At 71.5% G+C, this 21,237-nt stretch carries 17 protein-coding genes and 1 pseudogene; 5 read left to right on the top strand and 13 right to left on the bottom strand.

Annotated features, from left to right (window positions below; genetic code table 11):
* Positions 1–15: 15 nt before the first annotated feature.
* From ABD932_RS29235 to ABD932_RS29245, 3 genes are read right to left on the bottom strand one after another with little or no spacing between them, the layout of a single operon-like run.
* Positions 16–876 carry an ABC transporter permease gene (locus ABD932_RS29235; protein WP_345017024.1) on the bottom strand — a complete coding sequence of 287 codons (861 nt, stop codon included), beginning with the start codon at positions 874–876 and terminating at the stop codon, positions 16–18.
* Positions 836–1,684, bottom strand: coding sequence for an ABC transporter ATP-binding protein (locus tag ABD932_RS29240; RefSeq protein WP_345017026.1), 849 nt, complete (start codon positions 1,682–1,684; stop codon positions 836–838). Before ABD932_RS29240 ends, ABD932_RS29235 begins: the two co-directional genes overlap by 41 nt.
* Entirely contained in the window at positions 1,681–2,136 is a 456-nt protein-coding gene (locus ABD932_RS29245) for a MarR family winged helix-turn-helix transcriptional regulator (protein WP_345017028.1), read from the bottom strand. The genes ABD932_RS29240 and ABD932_RS29245 overlap by 4 nt, the downstream gene beginning before the upstream one ends.
* Before the next feature lie 280 nt (positions 2,137–2,416).
* Between ABD932_RS29245 and ABD932_RS29250 the strand changes: the two genes are divergently transcribed.
* Positions 2,417–3,208: a SigB/SigF/SigG family RNA polymerase sigma factor gene (locus ABD932_RS29250; protein WP_345017030.1), complete on the top strand. Its 792-nt coding sequence runs from the start codon at positions 2,417–2,419 to the stop codon at positions 3,206–3,208.
* A gap of 45 nt (positions 3,209–3,253) precedes the next feature.
* Here the strand turns inward: ABD932_RS29250 and ABD932_RS29255 are convergent, their stop codons facing one another.
* Positions 3,254–3,592: an ANTAR domain-containing protein gene (locus ABD932_RS29255; protein WP_345017033.1), complete on the bottom strand. Its 339-nt coding sequence runs from the start codon at positions 3,590–3,592 to the stop codon at positions 3,254–3,256.
* A gap of 168 nt (positions 3,593–3,760) precedes the next feature.
* Between ABD932_RS29255 and ABD932_RS29260 the strand changes: the two genes are divergently transcribed.
* Together ABD932_RS29260 and ABD932_RS29265 are read left to right on the top strand one after the other, a co-directional pair.
* On the top strand, positions 3,761–4,561 hold the full coding sequence (locus ABD932_RS29260) for a VOC family protein (protein ID WP_345017036.1): 801 nt from the start codon (positions 3,761–3,763) through the stop codon (positions 4,559–4,561).
* Positions 4,562–4,760: 199 nt separating this feature from the next.
* Positions 4,761–4,943 (top strand): annotated as a pseudogene (locus ABD932_RS29265) (aquaporin family protein); the annotation flags it as partial.
* On the opposite strand, the gene ABD932_RS44050 reads toward ABD932_RS29265, so the two are convergent.
* The 3 genes from ABD932_RS44050 to ABD932_RS29280 form a co-directional block, all read right to left on the bottom strand.
* Positions 4,924–5,256: a universal stress protein gene (locus tag ABD932_RS44050; protein ID WP_425587531.1), complete on the bottom strand. Its 333-nt coding sequence runs from the start codon at positions 5,254–5,256 to the stop codon at positions 4,924–4,926. The pseudogene ABD932_RS29265 and the gene ABD932_RS44050 sit on opposite strands and share 20 nt — an antisense overlap.
* A gap of 159 nt (positions 5,257–5,415) precedes the next feature.
* Positions 5,416–6,291 (bottom strand): universal stress protein, encoded by an 876-nt coding sequence (locus ABD932_RS29275; protein WP_345017038.1) that lies wholly within the window; start codon positions 6,289–6,291, stop codon positions 5,416–5,418.
* Between the two features lie 400 nt (positions 6,292–6,691).
* Complete coding sequence (locus ABD932_RS29280) at positions 6,692–8,419, bottom strand: sensor histidine kinase (protein ID WP_345017041.1); 1,728 nt, start codon at positions 8,417–8,419, stop codon at positions 6,692–6,694.
* Between the two features lie 262 nt (positions 8,420–8,681).
* On the opposite strand from ABD932_RS29280, the gene ppdK reads away from it, so the two are divergent.
* Both ppdK and ABD932_RS29290 read left to right on the top strand, forming a co-directional pair.
* Positions 8,682–11,357, top strand: coding sequence for a pyruvate, phosphate dikinase (gene ppdK / locus ABD932_RS29285; protein WP_345017043.1), 2,676 nt, complete (start codon positions 8,682–8,684; stop codon positions 11,355–11,357).
* Between the two features lie 182 nt (positions 11,358–11,539).
* Positions 11,540–12,034, top strand: coding sequence for a pyridoxamine 5'-phosphate oxidase family protein (locus ABD932_RS29290; RefSeq protein ID WP_425587532.1), 495 nt, complete (start codon positions 11,540–11,542; stop codon positions 12,032–12,034).
* A gap of 638 nt (positions 12,035–12,672) precedes the next feature.
* Here the strand turns inward: ABD932_RS29290 and ABD932_RS29295 are convergent.
* The 6 genes from ABD932_RS29295 to ABD932_RS29320 all read right to left on the bottom strand — a co-directional run bounded on the left by ABD932_RS29295 (position 12,673) and on the right by ABD932_RS29320 (position 21,233).
* Positions 12,673–13,173, bottom strand: a complete 501-nt coding sequence (locus ABD932_RS29295; RefSeq protein ID WP_345017045.1) for a flavodoxin domain-containing protein — start codon at positions 13,171–13,173, stop codon at positions 12,673–12,675.
* Between the two features lie 16 nt (positions 13,174–13,189).
* On the bottom strand, positions 13,190–13,921 hold the full coding sequence (locus tag ABD932_RS29300) for a CBS domain-containing protein (RefSeq protein WP_345017047.1): 732 nt from the start codon (positions 13,919–13,921) through the stop codon (positions 13,190–13,192).
* Positions 13,922–13,933: 12 nt separating this feature from the next.
* Positions 13,934–16,636, bottom strand: a complete 2,703-nt coding sequence (locus ABD932_RS29305; RefSeq protein ID WP_345017049.1) for a bifunctional acetate--CoA ligase family protein/GNAT family N-acetyltransferase — start codon at positions 16,634–16,636, stop codon at positions 13,934–13,936.
* A gap of 170 nt (positions 16,637–16,806) precedes the next feature.
* The gene (gene gap, locus ABD932_RS29310) at positions 16,807–17,820 is read right to left on the bottom strand and encodes a type I glyceraldehyde-3-phosphate dehydrogenase (RefSeq protein ID WP_345017051.1); all 1,014 of its coding nucleotides are present in this window, start codon (positions 17,818–17,820) and stop codon (positions 16,807–16,809) included.
* A 31-nt stretch (positions 17,821–17,851) separates the two neighbouring features.
* The gene (locus ABD932_RS29315) at positions 17,852–20,242 is read right to left on the bottom strand and encodes a phosphoketolase family protein (protein WP_345017053.1); all 2,391 of its coding nucleotides are present in this window, start codon (positions 20,240–20,242) and stop codon (positions 17,852–17,854) included.
* Between the two features lie 112 nt (positions 20,243–20,354).
* Positions 20,355–21,233 (bottom strand): universal stress protein, encoded by an 879-nt coding sequence (locus ABD932_RS29320; RefSeq protein ID WP_345017055.1) that lies wholly within the window; start codon positions 21,231–21,233, stop codon positions 20,355–20,357.
* Between the last annotated feature and the right edge of the window lie 4 nt (positions 21,234–21,237).

A 21,237-nucleotide genomic window follows, 5' to 3' on the forward strand; every position in this document is an offset into this window, starting at 1 on the left:
ATCGGCAAGCCGGGTTCACCGGGCCAGTCGGCCCAGCAGCGAGGAGGCCGCGGTGATGCCGGCCGCGGCGGCCACCAGCAGGACGGCGAAGTCGAGCGCAAGGTGTGCGGGGGTGCCGAGGAGGAGGCCGCGCAGGGCGTCGACCTGGTAGCTGAGCGGGTTGGCCTTGCTGACCGCCTGGAGCCAGCCCGGCATCACGGACAGCGGGTACAGGGCGTTGGAGCCGAAGAACAGCGGCATCGTGATGGCCTGCCCGAAGCCCATCAGCCGGTCGCGGCTGAGGACGATGCCGGCGATGGTCATCGACAGGCAGGCGAAGAACGCGGACCCGAGCACGACGACCGCGGCGACGCCGAGCAGCTTCAGCGGGTTCCAGGTCAGCGCCACCCCGAGCAGCGCGGCGATGACGATCACGACGACCGCCTGGACCAGGGACTTCACCCCGGCCGCGAACGCCTTGCCGGTGATCAGCGCCGAGCGCGGCGTCGGGGTGACGAGCAGCTTGTTGAGGATGCCGGCGTCGCGCTCCCAGATGATCTGGATGCCGTAGAAGATGGCGATGAACATCGCGGACTGGGCGATGATGCCGGGGGCCAGATAGTCGATGTAGGGGACGCCGTCGCTGGGGATCGCCCGGAGCCGGGTGAAGGTCTGGCCGAAGATCAGCAGCCACAGGGCGGGCTGGACCGCGCGGGTGTACAGCTCGGTGCGGTCGTGGCGCAGCTTCTGCAGCTCGACGGCGCACAGGGCCAGGACACGGGCGGGCAGCAGCCGCCAGCCGGCGCGGGGTTCGGGCGGCGAGAGCAGCAGGTCGATGCCGGCGGGTGCGGCCCGGTCAGCCGACGCGGCGTGCGGTGCGGCGGGTACTTCGGACATCGCGGAAGTCTCCTGAACTCTCGTCGAGTCCACTGCCGGCGACGTCGCGAAAGACGTCCTCCAGCGTGGGCAGCGGGTCCGTGGCGGCCGCGCCCGCCGCACGCCGACGCGCGCCGAGCCCTTCCCTGAGCTCGGCCGGGGTGCCGAGGGCCCGGATGCGGCCGTGGTGCATCAGGCCGAGCCGGTCGCAGTACTGGTCGGCCTCGTCCATGGAGTGGGTGGTGACCAGGACCGTCATGCCGGTGGCGGCACGGATGGCGCCGATGTGCTCCCAGACGCCGGTGCGGGCGATCGGGTCGAGGCCGATGGTCGGCTCGTCGAGGATCAGCAGCCGGGGCGCGCTGACCAGGGCCTGGGCGAGTTCGAGCCGGCGGACCATGCCGCCGGAGTAGGTGCCGGCGAGCCGGTCGGCGGCGTCGGCGAGACCGACGGCGGCCAGCGCCTGGCCGACCCGCTCGGCGCGTTCGCGGCGGGGCACGTCGAAGACGCGGGCGAACAGGGCGACGTTCTCCCGGCCGGTGAGGCCCGCGTCGGCGGACAGCTGCTGTGGGACGTAGCCGAGCAGGCGCCGTACGGCCATCCGGTCGCCCGCGGCGTCGTGGCCGAAGACGCGGACCATTCCGGCGGGCACCGGCAGGAGCGTGGTCATGCAGCGGATCGCCGTGGTCTTCCCGGCGCCGTTGGGACCGAGCAGCCCGAAGACCTCGCCCTCGCGCACGGCCAGGTCGAGCCCGTCCACCGCGGTGGTCGCCCCGAAGGAGTAGGCGAGCCCGGTGCAGAGCACGGCCTCGGCGACGTCTCGTGTCATGGTCGCTCGCCCTCCTCGCGCAGCGTGTCCGCCAGTCTGCGCAGCGCCGGGACGGCCGCGAGCAGCGTCTCCCGGTCGGCCCCGTCGAGGCGGGACAACCGGTCTCGTACGAGATCGGCGCGACGCCTGCGCCATTCGCCGAGCCGTGCCTCGGCCGCGGGCGTGGGCAGCAGCCGGGCGGCGCGCCGGTCGGCCGGGTCCGTCTCTCGGACCAGAGAGCCCTGCCGGGCCAGCTGGTTGACCAGCGTCGACACCGAGTTGCCCGCCAGGTACAGCTCCTTGGCGGCATCCGAGATCCCGATGCCGGGCCGCTCCACGACCAGCCGCAACAGCTCCACCTCGGCACCGCGCAGCCGCAGGTCGGGCATCTCCCGCCGCAGTCTGCGCCGGATCAGCCGCTGGACCCCGACGAGCGCGTCTGCCAGGTCCTCGGGAAAGGGCTCCTGCGTCATGCTTCCGAGATTACCTCTGTAACAGAGGTAATGGCCCAAGGAAGGGCAACGGGCATCCCGTTTACCGACCAACACACCGTCATTCGGCGACAACACGTAGTCGCATTCACGAAATTTGTTTCGTGTACCCTAAAAGAGGGAAATCTCCTGATTGTGCTTCGGACCGGAGGCACGTCCGTGGGAGCCGGCCCGCCAGGTCCCTGGGTGTCTCCACGAGGTCCGAGTCCGCGCCTCCCATGGTGTCTGTCCAGTCAGCACCTGCTGAGGGAGGTGCGCACTCATGGGTGCCACCACCAGAACGAAGCAGCATCCGCACGACGACGCCCCCGACACCGCCGAAGCGTTCGATCGGCTCGTGGGACTCTCCGACGGGCCGGAGCGCAAAGCGCTCAAGGACGAACTGGTCCGGGCCTGGTTGCCCATGGCCGAGCGGATCGCCGTCCGGTTCAAGGGCCGCGGCGAGTCCCTCGAGGACCTCTACCAGGTGGCCGCCCTGGGACTGGTGAAGGCCGTCGACCACTACGACCCGGCCCGCGGTCACGCCTTCGAGGCGTACGCGGTGCCCACCATCACCGGCGAGATCAAGCGGCACTTCCGCGACCACATGTGGACGCTGCACGTGCCACGCCGGGTCCAGGACCTGCGCAACCGGGTACGGAGCTCCGCGAAGGAGCTGGCCCAGCAGACCCCGGGCCGCGCGCCCACGATCCCCGAGATCGCCGAGCACGCGCATCTGACCGAGTGCGAGGTGCGCACCGGGATGGAGGCCCTGGAGTGCTTCTCCGCGCTGTCGCTGGAGGCGGAGATGCCGGGCACGGACGGTTACGCGCTGGGGGACGCGATCGGCGGTCCGGATCCGGCGTACGACGTGGTCGTCGACCGGGTGGCCGTCAGGCCGTGTCTGCAGCGGCTGCCGGAGCGCGAGCGGACCATCCTTTACCTGCGGTTCTTCGGCGGGATGACCCAGAGCCGGATCGCGCAGCAGCTCGGCATCTCCCAGATGCATGTGTCGAGGCTGCTGAGCGGCTGCTTCGCCCACCTGCGCGAGGAACTGCTCGCCGAGGCACGTTGACCCTCGGTCGAATCCCCGAGGGTCGAGTAATCATGGGGCGAGCGGTCAGTCCTGTGACGATCCCGGAATCTGCGTCGGGCCGTAGCGTTCGAGGGCGTCTTCGAGCTCGACGCCGATCTCGGGCGGCATCCTCCCGTCGCGGCCCCAGCTGAGAATCAGTTCCGCGACCCGGCGGAGCTTGATGTTCGTGTGCTGGGAGACTTCCTTCAGCACCGCCCACCCCTGGTCCGGCGCCACTCGCCCGAGCGCGACGACCATGCCGATGGCCTGGTCCACGACGGCATGCGAGACGACCGCCTCCTTGAGCTGGCCGACCTCCTCCTCCAACTCGAGGATCCGGTCGGTCTCGCTCTTGTCGGCGGGCTCGTTCGGTGTCGGTGCCACGCCCCCATTTTCGCCGCTTTGCCGGTCGCCTGCCAGTGAGGCGGAGGGCGGCTCCTCGGCCGTTTCGGCGCTCTGCCGGGGGTACTCGACAGGCCTCGGAACGGTTCCGGCCGGACACTGGGAGAGAACCGGTGGCCGCCGGTCGGGCGAGACCAGGACGCGACTGCCATGAACGATGCGAGAAACTCCCGCGGCACGGCCGAGGTCGTGTCCACCCACTCCGTTTTCGGCGCACCCTGCTGGGTGAGTCTGACCAGCCGCGACCTGGAGGCCACCCAGGACTTCTACTCGGCCGTGCTCGGCTGGCGCTGGCGGCCGGCCAAGCTGGGCGACCGTTTCCGGGTCGCGCTGGCGCAGAGCGTGCCGGTGGCGGGGATCGCCGCGGTCGCCTCGATGTGGCAGATGGCCGTGGCCTGGACGCCGTACTTCGCCGTGCCCAGCGCGGACGAGGCGGTGGCACGGGTGCAGGAGCGCGGCGGCACCACGGCCGTCGGACCGCTTTCCCTGCCGCCCGGGCGGGCGGCGCTGCTGGCCGACCGGGACGGGGCGACGTTCGGCATCTGGGAGGGGGAACTCATCTCCCACTGGGAGACCTGGCACCGCGCCGCACCCACGTTCATCCGCCTGCACACCCGTGACGCCTTCGACGCCGCGATGTTCTACGGCGAGGTCCTCGACTGGGCCACGGACCGGCCCGGCCACTGCGAGGTCCGTTACGAGGGTGGGGAGGTCGTGCTGCGCAGCGGTGGCGACGTCGTGGCGCGCATCGAGTCGGGCGCGTTGGAGGCCGCGCCGGATCCCACGATTCGGCCGCACTGGCAGGTTCACTTCGCGGTGGCCGACGTGGACGGTTGCATGCGGGCCGCGGAGTTGCACGGCGGGAGTGTGCTGTCCAAGGGCAGCGACGAGGCTGTGCTGCGGGATCCGGACGGGGCGCAGTTCACGGTGACTTCACATCACGAACGCTGAGGTGCTCTCCCTCGTGGGCGAACCGCGCGGGCCTCTGGCTCACCTCGGCCCAGGAGTTCCACGACGCCCGCCACGGTGGCCGCCGGCCCCACCGCCCTCCTGATCACCGCGCGCAATCTCTGCCCCCGCCCCGGCTCCCCTGGGAGAAACCGATGCGCCCGGCCTATCCGCTCCTCGACGTCGACGGCGTCCTCATACCCTCGGTGAAGTCGTCGCGACTGCCCGCCTGATCCTGCTGATCTTCTGCCTGGCCCGCGCCAGCCGACTGAACCCGGCCGTGACCCTCGGCCGCGCCTTCACCGACACCTTCGCCGGCATCGCGCCGGGCTCGGTCCTGGCGGGTCTGGCACTGGCTCTGATCTTCACGCGGGCAGGGCTCGCCGCCGACTGCGACCTGCGCCGGCTCGAGGTGGACGGCGTCGTCCTCCACGGCCGGACAGAAGCGGGCGGCGCCTGGCAGCACGCTTGGACAGCACATGGCGGGCGCGGTACTGAGGGGCCCTCAGCTCCGGCAGCGCCGCCTCGGGGCGCCCTCCGGCAGCCCCGGACTCCCAGGCGTGCACGAGCCGGAGTGACAGCCCTCGGCGAAGGGCTTCCCTGGCCGCCCAGTCGGCTGCGGCAAAGCCCTCGGGCCAACCGTCGACACCGGCCACGACTGGCCCGATCATGACCGTCACCTCCCTGGGGCACCTCATAGGTGCGAGGACGGCTGGTGTAGGCCCACGCGAGCCGTTCGGAGGGCAATGACGCCACGCCGAGAACGACCGCCCGGACGTCACACAGCACGGGTGCGACGACGGCGGGGGCTGGGACGGTCATCGCTGCTCCCCTCATGAGTGGTCCACTGACGACGTTCACGCCAGCTGCGGGACGACTGCGACCGGGCAGTACGCGTGATGCAGCAGGGTGTGGTTCACGCGGCCGAGTTGCAGGCCGAAGTGGCCGTGCCTACGACGTGCCCCGATGATGACGAGGTCTGCGGCTGCCGAGCGGTCTACCAGGATCCTGCGGGCCGGCCCCTCGACAGTGGTTCGGTGTACCCGGACGTCCGGGTGTTCGGCCATGGCGTCGCGCAGCATCTCATCGAGCTGGGCCGTTGCCTGCTCCTCGTGCTCGTGCAGGGGATTCGCAGCGAGGGCGGGATGGTCGGCGCCTTCGTAGGAGGGGCAACGCCAGGCACGTACGGCGTCCAGGGTGCACCCCCGTGCCTCGGCCTCACGGAAAGCGAAGTACATCGCCTTGCCGCATGCGGCCGGATCTCCAACGCCGAACAGGACCCGCCCGTGGGTGCCGGCCAGGCCCGCCTTGTCGCCCCGGACCACAATCACCGGGCAGTGCGCCCGGGCCGCCACGGCCAGGCCCACCGACCCGAGGAGTAGTCCCTTGAGCTCACCGCGGCCCCGCTCTCCCGTCACCAAGGCGAAGGCGTTGTTGCCCTCTCGCAGGAGGGCGTCAGCCGCGTCGTCCGGGACGATGTCGGTGGTCACCTTCACATCCGGGTCACGCCGTGCGACTCGCTCGGCTGCCGAGGCGACGATGTGCTCGGCCAACACGCGCCCGGAGGGGCGTTTGCGTCCGGTCGACGGTACGGCGGCCTCGTAACGCTCCCACAGGGAGGCGTACACCAGCCGCAGTGGCAGGTCGCCGCGGGCCGCTTCGTCCACCGCCCAGTCGACGGCCAGCAGGCTCGCGTCCGATCCGTCGACGCCGACGACCAGGGGGAGCGTCATCGCCCTCACCGCCTTCTGTCAGGCTGCCCTGTCGGACAGCAGGGGCTCTGATCTCACCGTCGCACCCGTCGGCGGCGGTCACGAGAGGCGGGTGGGCACCTGACGAGGACGTTCGGCCCATGCCTCTGGTCCGAGTGGTTCTGAAATCCGAGGGATCGGTGCCCTTTGCGCGCGGCGGACCGGCAGTCGACGGTGGCGCCAGTGCGACAGGGAACCGGCTGCACACACCAGGTGCGGCGCGGCACGAACGCTTGCTCAGCCGCACCGCACCAGGATCGTCCTCATGTCCGCCTGCAACTGGGGCCGTGACGTCCAGGACACCAGCTCGCGATCCACCGTCGCCTCGGCTGCGGCCGGCAGCCGGCCGCAGCGGGCGAAGGTGCCGCCCCGCCGGAGATCTCTATTCAGCCGGCACCGGCGCCCACCACACCAAGGTGGTGCCGCCGTCGGCCGGACCGCTCAGCTCCAGCTCCCCACCCAACTGCCGCGCCCGCTCGGCCATGTTGCGCAACCCGCTGCGGCGACCGTCGGCCGGGACACCAACGCCGTTGTCGGTGACCGTGAGGCGGACCTGACGGGAGTCCGCCGTGAGAGCGACGTCGGCGCGGTCGGCGTGGGCGTGGCGGGCGATGTTGGTGAGGGCCTCGGAGAGTACGGCCACCACGTGGTCGGCAACTTCGCGCGGCACGAGAGTCTCCACCAGGCCCTCCATGCGCAGACTGGGCGCGAAGCCCAGCACCGGCGCCGCCTCCCCCGCGACCCGCACCACACGCGCCCGCAACCCTGTCCCGCCGGTGCCTTCGCGCGAGCGCAGGCCGAAGATCGTCGACCTGATGATCTTGATGGTCTCGTCCAGGTCGTCCACCGCACGCACCACACGCTCGGAGGCCTCCGGGTGCTCGATGAAGCGGCCCGCACTCTGCAGGGTCATGCCGGTGGCGAACAGCCGCTGGATCGCCAGGTCGTGCAGGTCGCGGGCGATGCGGTCGCGGTCCTTGAGCACCGCGACCTCCTCGGCCTCCCGTCGGCGCTCCGCGAGCTCCATGGCGACGGCGGCCTGCGCCGCGAAGCCCTGCAGCGGTTCGATCTCCTTCCCGGTGAACACCGTCTGCCCCGCCTCGCGAATCAGCAGAACGACGCCCCGTACGCCGCCCTCGCCCGTGCCGACGGGAACAGCGACCGCAGGGCCGAGGCCGGTGAAGCGCGGGGGGCCCGCCGAGACGCGTTCGTCCTGGGAGACATCCGGGGTGGTGACGGGAGCGGCGGTCGAGAAGGCCTCGCCGATCAGACTTCCGTCTACGGGCAGCACCAGTCCGCGCAGCATCTCCGCCTCCGGCCCGATGGCGAGCTCCATGCTGAGGGAGTCGGTGTCCTCCATCGGCACGGCGACCACGGCCAGTGCCGCTCCCGTGATCTCCCGGGCGCGGTCGGCGATCAGTCCCAGGACCTGGCCGCGCTCGCTGCCGGACATGAGGCTGTGCGTGATCTCCGCGTTGGCCTGTAGCCAGCGTTCCCGCAGCCTGGACTCCTCGTAGAGGCGGGCGTTGTCGATGGCGACGCCCGCCGCCACGGCCAGGGTCGACAAGACGGATTCGTCCTCCTCGTCGAACTGCGCACCGCCCCGCTTCTCGGTGAGATACAGGTTGCCGAAGACCTGGTCGCGCACCCTGATGGGGACGCCGAGGAAGGTGTTCATCGGCGGATGGTTCGGCGGGAAGCCGTACGACGACGGGTGCTCGGAGATCTTGGCCAGGCGCAGCGGCTCGGGATGGTGGATCAGCTCGCCGAGGATGCCGTGGCCCTCCGGAAAGTGGCCGATCCCGGCGATCTGCCGCTCGGTGACCCCGACGGTGTGGAAGGCCGACAGACGCGTGCCGTCCGGACCGATCACGCCAAGGGCGGCGTACTCGGCGTCGACCAGCACGGCGGCGGCTTCGACGATGCTGTGCAAGGCCTGCTCCAGGTCCAGCTCCCGGCCGACGGACAGCACCGCCTCCAGCAGGCTGTGCACCCGGTCGCGGGTACCGCGGGCCGCGTCCAGCCGGGCCTGGAGCTCCTCCAGCAGCTCGTCCAGCCTCAGCTGCGGCAGCCGTACGCGGGCTTCCCGGGGCTCCTCGGCGCTTCCCACCTGCGTCTCCTCAGATCCCGTGGGCGGCCTGGCCCCGACCGCTCCGGTCATGGCCACGCTACCGGCCTGCGGCGCGTGACGGTACGGGATCGGACACGGACGCGGTCCCACAGCGGCCTGCTCACATGCCGGACGCTTGGGCCGTTCGGCCCTGCCGCGGGGACGGCCGGCACATGCCGACCCGGCCGCCGTCGTCCGACGCTGGAGATGGATGGCGGCCCGAGAGCCGGACCGTGCCCGACGAGCCGAGGAGCACAGCGTCATGGTCCGCTACGTGTACGACTTCCACGACGGCCACCGCGACATGGCTGACCTGCTGGGCGGCAAAGGCGCCAACCTCGCCGAAATGACCCGGCTGGGGCTGCCGGTCCCACCGGGTTTCACCGTCACCACGGACGCATGCCGGGCCTACCTCGCCACCGGCACGGAACCGGACGGCATGGTGGCGGAGGTCTCCCGGCATCTGTCGACCGTCGAAGCCGCCGCCGGCAGGCGGCTGGGGCAGCGCGACGACCCGCTGCTGCTGTCCGTCCGGTCCGGGGCACGGTTCTCCATGCCCGGGATGATGGAGACGGTGCTCGACATCGGCCTGAACGACGACTCCGTCCTGGGGCTGGCCAAGGTCTCGGGCAGTGAGCGGTTCGCCTGGGACTCGTACCGCAGACTCGTCCAGATGTTCGGCAGTACGGTCATGGGTGTCGACGCCGCCCTGTTCGAGCGCGCCATGGCGGCCCTCAAGGAGCTGCGCCACGCCCCCGACGACCTGCACCTCGACGCACACGACCTCACCGAGCTGGTGGAGGCGTACAAGCAGCTGATCCACGACGAGACGGGGGAGGACTTCCCGCAGTCGCCCGCCGAACAGCTGCGCCGGGCGATCCTCGCGGTCTTCCGTTCCTGGAACGGCGAACGTGCCCGCCTGTACCGGTGGCGCGAGCACATCCCCGACGACCTGGGCACCGCGGTGACCGTACAGCGCATGGTCTTCGGCAACACCGGCCCCGACTCCGGCAGCGGTGTCGCCTTCACCCGCGACCCGGCCACCGGCCGCGGCGGGCTCTACGGCGACTACCTGCCCAACGCGCAGGGCGAGGACGTCGTCGCCGGCATCCGCAACACCGTTCCGCTGACCGAGCTGGAGCGACTCGATCCCCGGTCGTACGACCAGCTGCGCGCCCACATGCGGACCCTGGAGCTGCACTACCGGGACCTGTGCGACATCGAGTTCACCATCGAGCGCGGCACGCTGTGGATGCTGCAGACCCGGGTCGGCAAGCGCACGGCCGAGGCCGCGTTCGCCATCGCCGCCGAGCTGACCGACGAGGGGCTCGTCTCCGCGGACGAGGCACTGGCGCGGGTGGACGGCCACGGGCTCGCCCGCCTCATGTTCCCGCGCTTCGAGGCTTCCGCGGCCGGGGAGCCGCTCGCTCACGGAATCCCGGCGTCACCGGGTGCCGCGGTCGGCGCGGCGGTCTTCGACTCCGCCGAGGCTGTACGGCGTGCCGCGACCGGCGAGAAGGTGGTCCTGGTGCGCCAGGAGACCACCCCCGACGACCTGCCGGGCATGATCGCCGCCCAGGCCGTCCTGACCAGCCGCGGCGGCAAGACGAGCCACGCCGCCGTCGTGGCCCGCGGCATGGGCAAGGTCTGCGTGTGTGGCGCCGAGGAACTCTCCGTGGACACCGAGGCCCGTCGCTTCACCACCCGCGACGGCGTGGTCGTCGCCGAGGGCACGGTCGTCTCCGTGGACGGCTCCGACGGTGCCGTCCACCTGGGGGCGGTCCCGCTGGCCGACTCCGCGGTCATGCGGTTCCTGGAGAACGGCGAACGATCGGCGGGCGTGGTCACCGCCGTGGCCCGCGCTCTGGAACACGCGGATGCCGTACGGCGGTTGGAGGTGCGGGCCAACGCCGACACGCCCGAAGACGCCCGGCGCGCGCGCAGGTTCGGCGCGCAGGGCATCGGACTGTGCCGTACCGAGCACATGTTCCTCGGCGAGCGGCGCAAGCTGGTGGAGGAGATGATCCTGGCCCGCGACGACACCGACCGCGAACGGGCACTGGCCGCTCTCCTGCCGCTCCAGCGACAGGACTTCACCGAGATCCTGGAAGCGATGGACGGTCTCCCCGTCACGATCCGCCTCCTCGATCCCCCGCTGCACGAATTCCTGCCCGACCGCACCGAACTCGCCGTACGAGTCGCCGCCGCGGAACACCCGGAGCCGCACGACATCGAGTTGCTCGACGCGGTGAACCGCATGCACGAGGAGAACCCGATGCTCGGTCTGCGCGGCGTGCGCCTCGGCCTGGTGGTGCCGGGCCTGGTCGCCATGCAGGTACGGGCCGTCGCCGAGGCCGTCGTGGCCCGTACGCGAGCCGGCGGTTCACCGCATGCCGAGATCATGGTGCCGCTGGTCGGCGCCGTGGAGGAGCTGCGGATCGAGCGCGCCGAAGTGGAGCGAGCGCTGGCGGAGGTGTCCGAGGAATCCGGTGTGCCCGTGCGATGTCCGGTCGGCACGATGATCGAACTGCCCCGCGCCGCGCTCACCGCCGGCCGTATCGCCGAGGAGGCCGAGTTCTTCTCGTTCGGCACGAACGACCTCACTCAGACCACCTGGGGCTTCTCCCGCGACGACGTCGAGGCGGAGTTCTTCTCCGCCTACCTCGACAAGGGCATCTTCCCCGCCTCACCCTTCGAGACCCTCGACCGCCACGGCGTGGGCCGGCTGGTCCGGATCGCCGTGGACGAAGGCCGCGCCGCGCGCCCCGGCCTGACGATCGGGGTCTGCGGCGAACACGGCGGCGATCCCGACTCCGTCCACTTCTTCCACGCGGCAGGACTGGACTACGTCTCCTGCTCGCCGTTCCGCGTTCCGGTGGCGCGGCTGGAGGCGGGCCGGGCGGCGTTGTCCGGGGCCGAGGGAAGCGACAGCCGGTGAGGACGCGGCCCACGGCATGAAGTGCGCGCGGCCGACGATCCACCGCGCATGTGAAACGGCCGCCCAGTCCCTCATCGGGGCCGATCGGCCCTGGCACCCGGCGATTGCCCGAGAGACCGTTGCCGCAGGAACGGCACCCATCCCCCGCGATGTCGCTCCGCCCCGCGTGGAGAGCCCCAGCAATGAGCAACGCACCCCAACGGAAGCCCGTCATGGTCCACGACGACAGCCGACCGGTCCTCGCAGGACCGCGTCGCCGCATCGAGCTCGACGGCGCCGAGGCGCTGCGGCTGCTGGGCAGCGTGTCCCTGGGAAGGATCGTCTTCACCCGGCACGCCCTGCCGACCGTACGCCCGGTCAACCACGCCCTGGACGCCGGGGACATCGTGATCCGCACCCACGAGGGCGCAGCCCTGACCTCGCACACTCAACGTGCCGGGGACCCGGGAGTCGTCGTCGCCTACGAGGCGGACGCCATCGACCCGCGGACACATCTGGGCTGGAGTGTGGTGGTGACCGGGTACGCCCGGCTGGTGACGGACCCCGAGGATCTCGCCCACTGCCGGGCGTTGGTGCAGCCGTGGGTGGAGCATGCCATGGACCAGGCGATCCGTATCCGGCCCGACCTGGTGACGGCCATCCTGCTCACCGCGGACGGACGCTCGGGCGAGGCCTGAAGCACGCCCGAGCGGCACATACGGGAGCGGTCGCCGTGCTGACGGTGTCCACGTACGACCAGCAGCGGGCTGTGCACGTGCGCGACCATCCCCACACGCACGGCACCGCACGAGGGCGCCGGAATCGCCCCGCAACTCCAGGTTGCGGCGCTGCACGGCGAGATCGACCTCGTGACAGCGATACCGCTCGCGGCGCGCCTCGATGCCCTGACCTCCGGCCAATCCCCTGATCTGGTACTCGACCTGCGTGCGGTTTCCTTCATCCGCGTGGCTGCTCAGTGCCGTTGGCCTGGGCGGGGTGTTCGAGGTTCACCCCGCAGCTGTCGATGGCGTCGGCCCGTACGCCGGCCCACTTCGCCGGTCCGTCTGTGACCATGGGCTGAACGGCCCACCCCGCGCCCGGGAGAGGGTCCCGCGCGGCCCTGCGACGCCGCCTTGTCGGACCATTTCTCCGTGTGCCTCTACCGGCGCCGCGTTGGTGGTCGTGGGCCGGGGCTCAGGGGGCGAGCCGGGATCGAATGCACGAGAAAACCTGCGTGAGTCCGTGTGCCCCGTCGCCGTCGTGCCCGCGGAGACAGGCGTCGGCAAACGCCCCTGGTGCCCGCCTGCCGGGCACCAGGGGCGTCCCGCGACAGCCGCTACTCACCACCCCTCGCGTCGGTGGCCACACGCCCCGCCCACTTCTCGATCGCGGTGAAGTCCCGGAAGTCGCCGCCCTTTCCGGAGCGCAGGATCATGCCGGCCACCCACCCCTTCGCCCCTTCCTCCAAACAGCCGCCGAAGGTGACGTGCTCCCGGGCGTCCAGTCGCGCCATGACCTTCTTCACCCCGGGCACGGGCGGGATGTCCCGCTCGGAGGCCGAGGGGTCGAGGGGGCCGCTGCTGAAGAGCCAGAGCGGGCGTTCGGCCAGAGCCCGGCCGTGCTTGCGGACGAAGCGGCGGGCATCCTTGTGCCAGCGTCCGGCGTACAGTCCGCCGCCGACCACGACGGCGTCGTACGAAGACACGCTCGCCACGCTCCGGGCGGGCAGCGCATCCGCCGTGAGCCCGTCCTTGCGCAGGACGTCGGCGATTGCCTCGGCGATCCGCGCGGTCGATCCGTTGGTCGTTCCGTAGGCCACCAGTACCTTGCCGGTCATGGTGGTTCGCCTCCTCTCACAGTCGGCGCGGCCAGTCGTCGGCCACGCCCTGCAGTGCCCGCTCGTCGGGCCGCAGCCGCGCGTCGTCGATGCGCCAGGTGAGCTTGTCGACGACGGCTACCACCCCGTCGATCTGGCGAGTCATCGATACGGCGAGCTCCGTCTCGCTCTTGCGCTCCCTGTGGCCGGTGAGGGTGACGACCCCTTCCGTGACGGAGACGCCGATGCTGTGGGGTGCCGGCCACAGGGTGCGCCCCAGCACCTCCTGGACGACCTCGTCGCGGATCTCCCGGTCGGACCGCAGGAACACCTGGAGCAGGTCGCGCCGGGTGACGATGCCGACCAGCCGGTCCTCCTCGTCGAGGACGGGCAGCCGTTCCACGCGCCGCTGGGCCATGGTCCGGGCGGCCTCGACGATGGCGTCGTCGGCGTGCACGGTGACGGGTGGTTCGGTCATCAGCTGACCGGCGGTGCGGGCCTTGGCCTTCGCGGCCTGTCGCCGGGCGCCGCGTGTCAGGCCGTCCAGCCGGAAGCGAGGCTTCGACCCGTACGGCCCGGGGGCCGCCGCCTGGCGCGTCATCAGGTCCGTCTCGGAGATGACCCCGATGACCTTGTCATCTTCGTCGACCACCGGGAGCCCGCTGATCCGGTGGTCGGCCAGCAGCCGCGCCACCTCCTTGAACGGGGTGCCGGACTCGGCCCGCACGACGTCACTGGTCATCACCGAGCCGATCTTGTTGTGCTCCATGGCGGGTCCTCCTCAGCGCAGTCGGCGCAGATAGGGGTCGTGGGGGCGGCGCGGCAGCAGGCGGATCCGAGCGTCGAGCACGGTGACCTGCCCCGGTGCCGCGAGCACCGGGTTGAAGTCGGCTTCGGCGAGCTGCGGCAGGTCGGCGGCCATGCGGGACAGCCGCAGCAGCAGCTGTTCCAGGCCCTCGAGGTCGACGGGGACGTTGCCGTGCGCGCCGAACAGGAGCGGGGCGCAGCGCGGGGACGTGATCAGGTCGTGCACGTCGTGGTCGGTCAGTGGGGCGAGCCGTGCCGCGTGGTCGGCGAGCACCTCGGTGGCGGTACCCCCGAGGCCGAACAGCACGAGCGGTCCGAAGACCTCGTCCTGGACGACGCCCGCGAACAGTTCGATGCCCCGCGGGGCGAGGGGTTGCAGGACCGCTCCGGTCATCAGGCCGGCGAATCGTGTCTCCAGGTCCCGGAACGCCGCGCGCACTTGGACGTCTCCCCGTAGATCGAGGTGGACGGCGTGCTGCTCGCTCTTGTGCACCAGTCCCGGCCAGTCAGCCTTCATGACCACGCGTCCGTCGAAGCCGCGCAGCCGGTCGGCGACGAGGACGGCTTCGTCCTCCGTCTCGGCCCAGGCCCACGGGATCTGGGGGATGCCGTAGCAGGACAGGAGGTTGGCGCAGATGCGTGGGTCGAGCCGGCCGCCTTCCGGACACGCGAGGAGAAACTCCTCGGCGATCGCCTGCGCGCGGCGGGTGTCGATGTCCTGGAGGTCCGGGACGGTACCGGCGGGGCGGGCGAGCCAGGCCGCGCGGTGGGCGGCGTGGGCGAGGGCGCGTGCCGCCGCGTGCGGTTCGGCGTACGAGGGGATCGTGCCGCCGTCGGCTGCGGGCAGCAGTTCGACCGGCTGGGCCTGTTCCAGGCGTACGACGGCGACGGGCCGGGCCCTGCGTCCGGGTGCCCGCGTGAGTGCCCGGACCAGGTCGTCACCGGTGGCCTCGGCGAGCGCGGTGGGGACGAGGGCCACGAGTACGGCGTCGATGCCGGCGCGCCACATGAGTCGGTCCACGCAGTCGCCGAGCTGTTCCTCCATGACTGCGGCGGTGGCGTCGACGGGGTTGCCGATCGCGGCGCCGTCGGGCAGTACGGCGAGCAGGTCGTCGACCGTGGAGGGGTTGAACGCCGGCAGGGCGAGCCCGGCCTCCGCGCAGGCGTCCGCCGCCAGGACGCCCGCGCCGCCCGCGTTGGTGACGATCGCGACCCGGGCCCCCTCCGGGAGCGGCTGAGAGTGCAACAGGGCGGCGGCTTCGAGGAGTTCGCCGATCGAGCGGGTCGCGGTGATGCCGGCCTGGGTGAACAGGGCCTGGCGGGTCATGGTGCGGGTGGCGGCGGCCGCGCTGTGCGAGGCGGCGGCGCGGCGGCCCGCGTTGGTGCGCCCGGCGTCGACGGTGAGCACCGGCATGCGGCGGGTGACCCGACGGGCCGTACGGGAGAAGGCGCGCGGGTTGCCGAAGGACTCCAGGTGCAGCAGCGCGAGGCCGGTGCGGCCGTCGCTCTCCCACCACTGGAGCATGTCGTTGCCGCTGACGTCGTACTTGTCGCCGAGGGAGACGAAGGAGGAGACGCCGATGCCCAGGCGGGACAGCCCGTCGAGGAGAGCGATGCCGACCCCGCCCGACTGGACGGCGACGCCCGCGCTGCCGGGGCTCGGGTGGCCTGCGGCGAAGGTGGCGTCCAACTGCAGTGCCGGCTCGGTGTTGGCGATGCCCAGGCAGTTCGGCCCGACGAGGCGCATGTCGTGGGAACGGCAGGCCGACAGCAGTGCCTGCGCCTGGTTGCTGTCGAGGCCGGCAGTCACCACGAGCAGCGCCCGCACTCCGGCCTCACCGCACTCCTCGGCGATGGCCGGGACGGCCGCGGCGGGCACCGCGACGACCACGAGGTCAGGGGTCTTGGGAAGGGCGGTGACCGATGGGTGGCATGGGATGCCGAGGATCGAGGTGGCGCTGGGGTTCACCGCAAAGAGGCGTCGGGCGAAGCGGCCGGAGTGCAGATGGTGGAGAATCGCGCGGCCGACCGAGCCGGGCTTGCGTCCGGCACCGACGACCGCGACCACGTCCGGCCTCAGCAGGGACTGGAGACTGGCCACGTTTGCGTGCCGCCCGCGGGTCTCCACGGCCGACAGGTAGGTGTCGTCCTCGTCGAGGGCGACGGTGCAGCGCACCTCGGGGCCGTCGAAGCGGCGGGCGGTGCGCAGGCCGAGGTCGGCGAAGAGGCGGAGTACTTCGTGGTTCTCGCTGAGCGCGTCGGCGGTGAAGGTGGAGATGCCTTCGGCGCGGGCCGCGGAGACCAGGTGCTCGACGAGCAGGGTGCCCACGCCGCGGTGGTGGAGTCCGTCGGCCACCGCGATGGAGACCTCGGCGCAGTCCGCCTCGTCCACCGCCTCGTACTCGGCGAGGCCGATCACGCGGCCTTGCGTCTCCGCGAGGAGCGCGCGGTAGCCGGAGCGGGCCGGAGCGCAGGCCCGGTCGGCGGCCACCGCGGCCGAGCGCCGGCTCGCGGCGAAGAACCTCAGCCGCAGGTTCTCCGGGGACATCTCCTCGTAGAGCCCCGCCAGCTGCTCGTGATCGCCTGGCACGACGGGGCGGATGCACACGGTGGTGCCGTCCGTGAGCAGGGCGTGGACCGCGGGTCGGTCGAACGCGTGGTCGTTCGTCGTGGTCATCGTGGGTCCTCCGAGCCTCTTCGCACTTCGAGCGTCCGGCGGATCGGCGATAAAGCCCATGGGCTGTCCGGGGTCCACCGGGGGCCGGTCGGCCCAACCTCGGGCGCTGGTCGTCCAGGCATGCGGAGGGGACCGGTGATCGGCGGCACCGGTCCCCTCCAGGGTGGGTGTCAGGCGTCGGCCACGAGGGCCGTGAGGTCGAGGAGCCGGTTGGTGTAGCCCCACTCGTTGTCGTACCAGCCGAAGACCTTGACCAGGGTGCCGTTGGCCTGCGTGAGCGCGGGATCGAAGATGCAGGAGGCGGGGTCGCCGATGACGTCGCGGGAGACGATCGGGGCGTTCGAGACCCGCAGGATCCCCTTGAGGGGCCCCTCGGCTGCTGCGGCGAACGCCTCGTTGATCTCCTCCCCGCTCGCCTCACTGTTCAGGACTACGGCAAGGTCGGTGAGAGAGCCGTCCTCCACCGGCACGCGAACGGCGATCCCGTCCAGTGCGCCCGCCAGTTCCGGCACGACGAGGCCCACGGCGCGGGCCGCACCCGTGCTGGTCGGGATGATGCTCAGCGCCGCCGAGCGGGCCCGGCGCAGGTCCTTGTGCGGGCCGTCGATGAGGGCCTGGTCGTTGGTGTAGCCGTGGATGGTGGTCATCACGCCGCGGTCGATGCCGAAGGCCTCGTGCAGCACCTTCACCATGGGCGCGACGCAGTTGGTGGTGCAGGAGGCGGCCGAGACGATCCGGTCGCTGTGACGGTCGTAAGTGTCGTCGTTGACGCCCATGACGATGGTGGCGTCCACTCCCTTGCCGGGCGCCGACAACAGGACGGTGTGGGCACCGGCCTTGAGGTGCAGGGCGGCCGAGTCGCGGTCGCGGAAGCGTCCGGTGGACTCGACGACGATGTCGGCGCCGTAGTCGGACCAGTGCAGTTCCGCCGGGTCGCGCTCGGCGCTGATGCCGATGCGGCGCCCGTCGACGGTGATCGAGCTGTCGTCGTGGCCGACCTCGCGTCCGATGTGCCCGAACGTCGAGTCGTACTCCAGCAGGTGGGCCAGGGTGGCGGGCGAGGTGATGTCGTTGACGGCGACCACTTCGACGTCCTGGGTTCCCGCCTCGGCACGGTCGAGTGCCGCGCGCAGATAGGTACGGCCGATGCGGCCGAAGCCGTTGATGCCGACGCGTACGGTCATGATGACGAGTTCCTTCCGGGGGCAGGGGCGTTCAGGAGTTCCAGCTCCAGTCGGCGACCTCGGGCAGGTCGGTGCCGTGCTCGCGGATCCAGGCGTGGTGGCGGGTGCGGGCGTCGGCCATCTGCTGCCGTACGGGGGCTGCGCGCACGGCGAGGCCGGGGACGCGGTCGATGACGTCCATGACCAACCGGTAGCGGTCCAGGTCGTTACGGACGACCATGTCGAAGGGCGTGGTCGTGGTGCCGGACTCCTTGTAGCCGCGCACGTGCAGGTTCGGGTGGCCGGTGCGGCGGTAGGCGAGCCGGTGGATCAACCATGGATAGCCGTGGTAGGCGAAGATCACCGGCTTGTCCTTGGTGAACAGACCGTCGTACTCGAAGTCGGTCATCCCGTGGGGGTGTTCCTCGCGCGGCAGCAGTCGGGTCATGTCGACGACGTTGACCACGCGGACGGCGAGCTGTGGGAGGTGCCGGCGGAGCAGTTGTGCCGCGGCCAGCACCTCTTGGGTGGGCACGTCGCCGGCGCAGGCGAGCACCACGTCCGGCTCGCCGCCGTTCTCCGTGCCGGCCCAGTCCCAGACGCCGGCACCCCGCGCGCAGTGGGCGCGGGCGGCGTCCATCGACAGCCAGTCGAAGCAGGGCTGCTTGCCGGCCACGATCACGTTGACGTAGTCGCGGCTGCGCAGGGCGTGGTCCGCGACGGAGAGGAGGGTGTTGGCGTCCGGCGGCAGATAGACCCGGACGACCTCCGGGCTCTTGTTGAGGACGTGGTCGACGAAGCCGGGGTCCTGGTGGGAGAAACCGTTGTGGTCCTGTCGCCAGACGTGCGAGGTCAGCAGGTAGTTGAGGGAGGCGATCGGCGTGCGCCACGGCAGTTCCCTGGACGTCTTCAGCCACTTGATGTGCTGGTTGACCATCGAGTCGACGATGTGCACGAACGCCTCGTAGCAGGAGAACAGCCCGTGCCGGCCGGTGAGGAGGTAGCCCTCCAGCCAGCCCTGGCAGGTGTGTTCGGAGAGGATCTCCATGACCCTGCCGTGCCGGTCCAGGTGCTCGTCGACCGGCAGGGTCTGCGCCTGCCATGCCTTGCCGCTGGCGTCGAAGACGGCCTGGAGCCGGTTGGAGGCGGTCTCGTCGGGGCCGACGACGCGGAAGTCCCGGCGGGCCCGGGTGTCCTTCATGACCTGTTCAAGAAGGTCGCCGAGGACGCGGGTGGGCTCGTGCAGGGTCGTGCCCGGCTTGTCGACCGGTACGGCGAAGGAGTCCAGAGGCCGGATGGGCAGGTCGCGAACCAGGAGCCCGCCGTTGGCGTGCGGGGTGGCGCCCAGGCGATGAGTGCCTTCGGGGACGCAGGCGAGGACGTCGGGGACGGGGCGGCCGTCGACGTCGAACAGCTCCTCGGGGCGGTACGAGCGCAGCCATGCCTCCAACTGCCGCAGATGCTCCGGGTTTTCCCGCACGCCGGCGAGCGGGACCTGGTGTGCGCGCCAGGTTCCCTCCACCGGCAGGCCGTCGACCTCGCCCGGACCGGTCCAGCCCTTCGGCGTGCGCAGCACGATCACCGGCCAGTGCACTCGCTCGCTGACGCCGTCCTCGCGGGCCGACCGCTGCATCAGGGCGATACGGTCCAGTGCCTCGTCGAAGGCACGTGCCATCGCACGGTGGACCACGAGGGGGTCGGCGCCGGTGACGTGGATCGGCTCGTGGCCGTAGCCCCTGAGCAGCGTGTCGAGTTCGGCTTCGGGCAGGCGGGACAGCACCGTCGGGTTGGCGATCTTGTAGCCGTTGAGGTGCAGGATCGGCAGGACGGCGCCGTCGTGCACGGGGTCGAGGAACTTGTTGGAGTGCCAGGAGGCGGCCAGCGGTCCGGTCTCCGCCTCGCCGTCGCCGACGACGCAGGCGACGAGCAGGTTCGGGTTGTCGAAGGCGGCGCCGTAGGCGTGGGCGAGCGAGTATCCGAGCTCGCCGCCTTCATGGATGGACCCCGGGACCTCCGGCGCGACATGGCTGGGCACACCGCCGGGGAAGGAGAACTGCCTGAACAGCCGCTCCATGCCCTGCGCGTCGCGCGGCACGTCCGGGTAGGTCTGGCTGTAGCTGCCGTCCAGCCAGGAGCCGGCGAGCACGGACGGGCCGCCGTGCCCAGGGCCCCATACGCACAGCGCGTCGAGCCCACGCGCCTTGATGACGCGGTTCAGGTGGGTGTACACGAGGTTCAGGCCCGGTGAGGTGCCCCAGTGGCCGAGCAACCGCGGCTTGATGTGTTCGGGCTTGAGGGGCTGGGTCAGCAGCGGGTTCGCCTTCAGGTAGATCTGTCCCGCGGCCAGGTAGTTGGCGGCCCGCCAGTGGGCGTCGAGCGCGCGCAGTTCGTCGTCGGTCTCGTCGGTCAGTGCGGTGGCGTTCTGGTGTTCCACCTTCGACATGGGAAGACTCCGAAAGTCGTCGATTCGGATCGCAGGGCGGCGAAGCCCGAAGCCCGGAAGGGTCAGCCACTGCGGCGGCGGCCTCGCCGAGCCGGGCGTCTGTGCCGAATGCTCACTCCCGCTCGGGCACGATGGCGACCGGGCAGGCCGAGTGGTGCAGCACTCCATGGGCCACCCGGCCCAACTGGAGCCCGAAGTGCCGGTGGTGACGCTCGGCGCCGATGACCAGGAGGTCGGCACCGTGCGAGGCGTCCGTGAGGACGTGCCGGGTGTTGCCCTCGACCGCGCCTCGGCGGGTTTCGACGTCGGCGGGGACGTCGTGCAGCGCCTTTTCCAGTACCTCTACCGCCTGCTGCTCATGCATCCGCGCGGGTTCCCCCGCGAGCAGGGGGTGGTCCGTGGTCTCGTGTGCGGGGCACCGCCAGGCCCGTACGGCGTCCAGGACCGCGCCCCGCCGCCGCGCCTCGTCGGAGGCGAAACGCACCGCTGCCGGGGTCGTGGGCCTCTCGCCGACGCCGACGCCGACGACGACGCGGCCGTGCGTCCCTGGCCGGACCTTGTTGTCGTAACTGCCCCGTACGACAACCATCGGGCAGTGCGCGTGCCCGGCGACGGTCAGGCTCACCGACCCCAGCAGCGCCTCTGTGATGCCGCTGCGGCCTCGGGAGCCCGTGACCAGCAGCAAGGCGCTGCGGCTCTCCCGCACCAGGGCGTACTCGGGCTCCTCGGGCACAGCCTCGGTGGAGATCTTCAGGTCGGTCTGACGCCGGTGGGCACGCCGGGCGGCGGTCTCCACGATGTCCTGGGCCCGCACCTGCTCGGACGGCTTGCCCAGGCCCTGGGCGAATGCGGCGCCCTCGTACCTCTCCCACAGCGAGGCGTATACCAGCCGCAGCGGCGTCCCGCGCAGTACGGCCTCGTCGGCCGCCCAGTCCACGGCCCGCAGGCTGGGCTCGGAGCCGTCGACGCCGACGACGATCGGCAGGTCCATCGCC

The organism is Streptomyces shaanxiensis, from assembly GCF_039537145.1.
In the GTDB taxonomy this organism is placed as follows: Bacteria; Actinomycetota; Actinomycetes; order Streptomycetales; family Streptomycetaceae; genus Streptomyces; species Streptomyces shaanxiensis.

Coding starts and splice junctions, on each gene's coding strand:
- ABD932_RS29240 (WP_345017026.1), bottom strand. CDS start 1,684: ATGACACGAGACGTCGCCGAGGCCGTGCTCTGCACCGGGCTCGCCTAC.
- ABD932_RS29320 (WP_345017055.1), bottom strand. CDS start 21,233: ATGGACCTGCCGATCGTCGTCGGCGTCGACGGCTCCGAGCCCAGCCTG.
- ABD932_RS29300 (WP_345017047.1), bottom strand. CDS start 13,921: ATGGAGCACAACAAGATCGGCTCGGTGATGACCAGTGACGTCGTGCGG.
- ABD932_RS29250 (WP_345017030.1), top strand. CDS start 2,417: ATGGGTGCCACCACCAGAACGAAGCAGCATCCGCACGACGACGCCCCC.
- ABD932_RS29235 (WP_345017024.1), bottom strand. CDS start 876: ATGTCCGAAGTACCCGCCGCACCGCACGCCGCGTCGGCTGACCGGGCC.
- ABD932_RS29275 (WP_345017038.1), bottom strand. CDS start 6,291: ATGACGCTCCCCCTGGTCGTCGGCGTCGACGGATCGGACGCGAGCCTG.
- gap (WP_345017051.1), bottom strand. CDS start 17,820: ATGACCGTACGCGTCGGCATCAACGGCTTCGGCCGCATCGGCCGTACC.
- ppdK (WP_345017043.1), top strand. CDS start 8,682: ATGGTCCGCTACGTGTACGACTTCCACGACGGCCACCGCGACATGGCT.
- ABD932_RS29315 (WP_345017053.1), bottom strand. CDS start 20,242: ATGTCGAAGGTGGAACACCAGAACGCCACCGCACTGACCGACGAGACC.
- ABD932_RS29295 (WP_345017045.1), bottom strand. CDS start 13,173: ATGACCGGCAAGGTACTGGTGGCCTACGGAACGACCAACGGATCGACC.
- ABD932_RS29290 (WP_425587532.1), top strand. CDS start 11,540: ATGAGCAACGCACCCCAACGGAAGCCCGTCATGGTCCACGACGACAGC.
- ABD932_RS29245 (WP_345017028.1), bottom strand. CDS start 2,136: ATGACGCAGGAGCCCTTTCCCGAGGACCTGGCAGACGCGCTCGTCGGG.
- ABD932_RS44050 (WP_425587531.1), bottom strand. CDS start 5,256: ATGAGGTGCCCCAGGGAGGTGACGGTCATGATCGGGCCAGTCGTGGCC.
- ABD932_RS29305 (WP_345017049.1), bottom strand. CDS start 16,636: ATGACCACGACGAACGACCACGCGTTCGACCGACCCGCGGTCCACGCC.
- ABD932_RS29260 (WP_345017036.1), top strand. CDS start 3,761: ATGAACGATGCGAGAAACTCCCGCGGCACGGCCGAGGTCGTGTCCACC.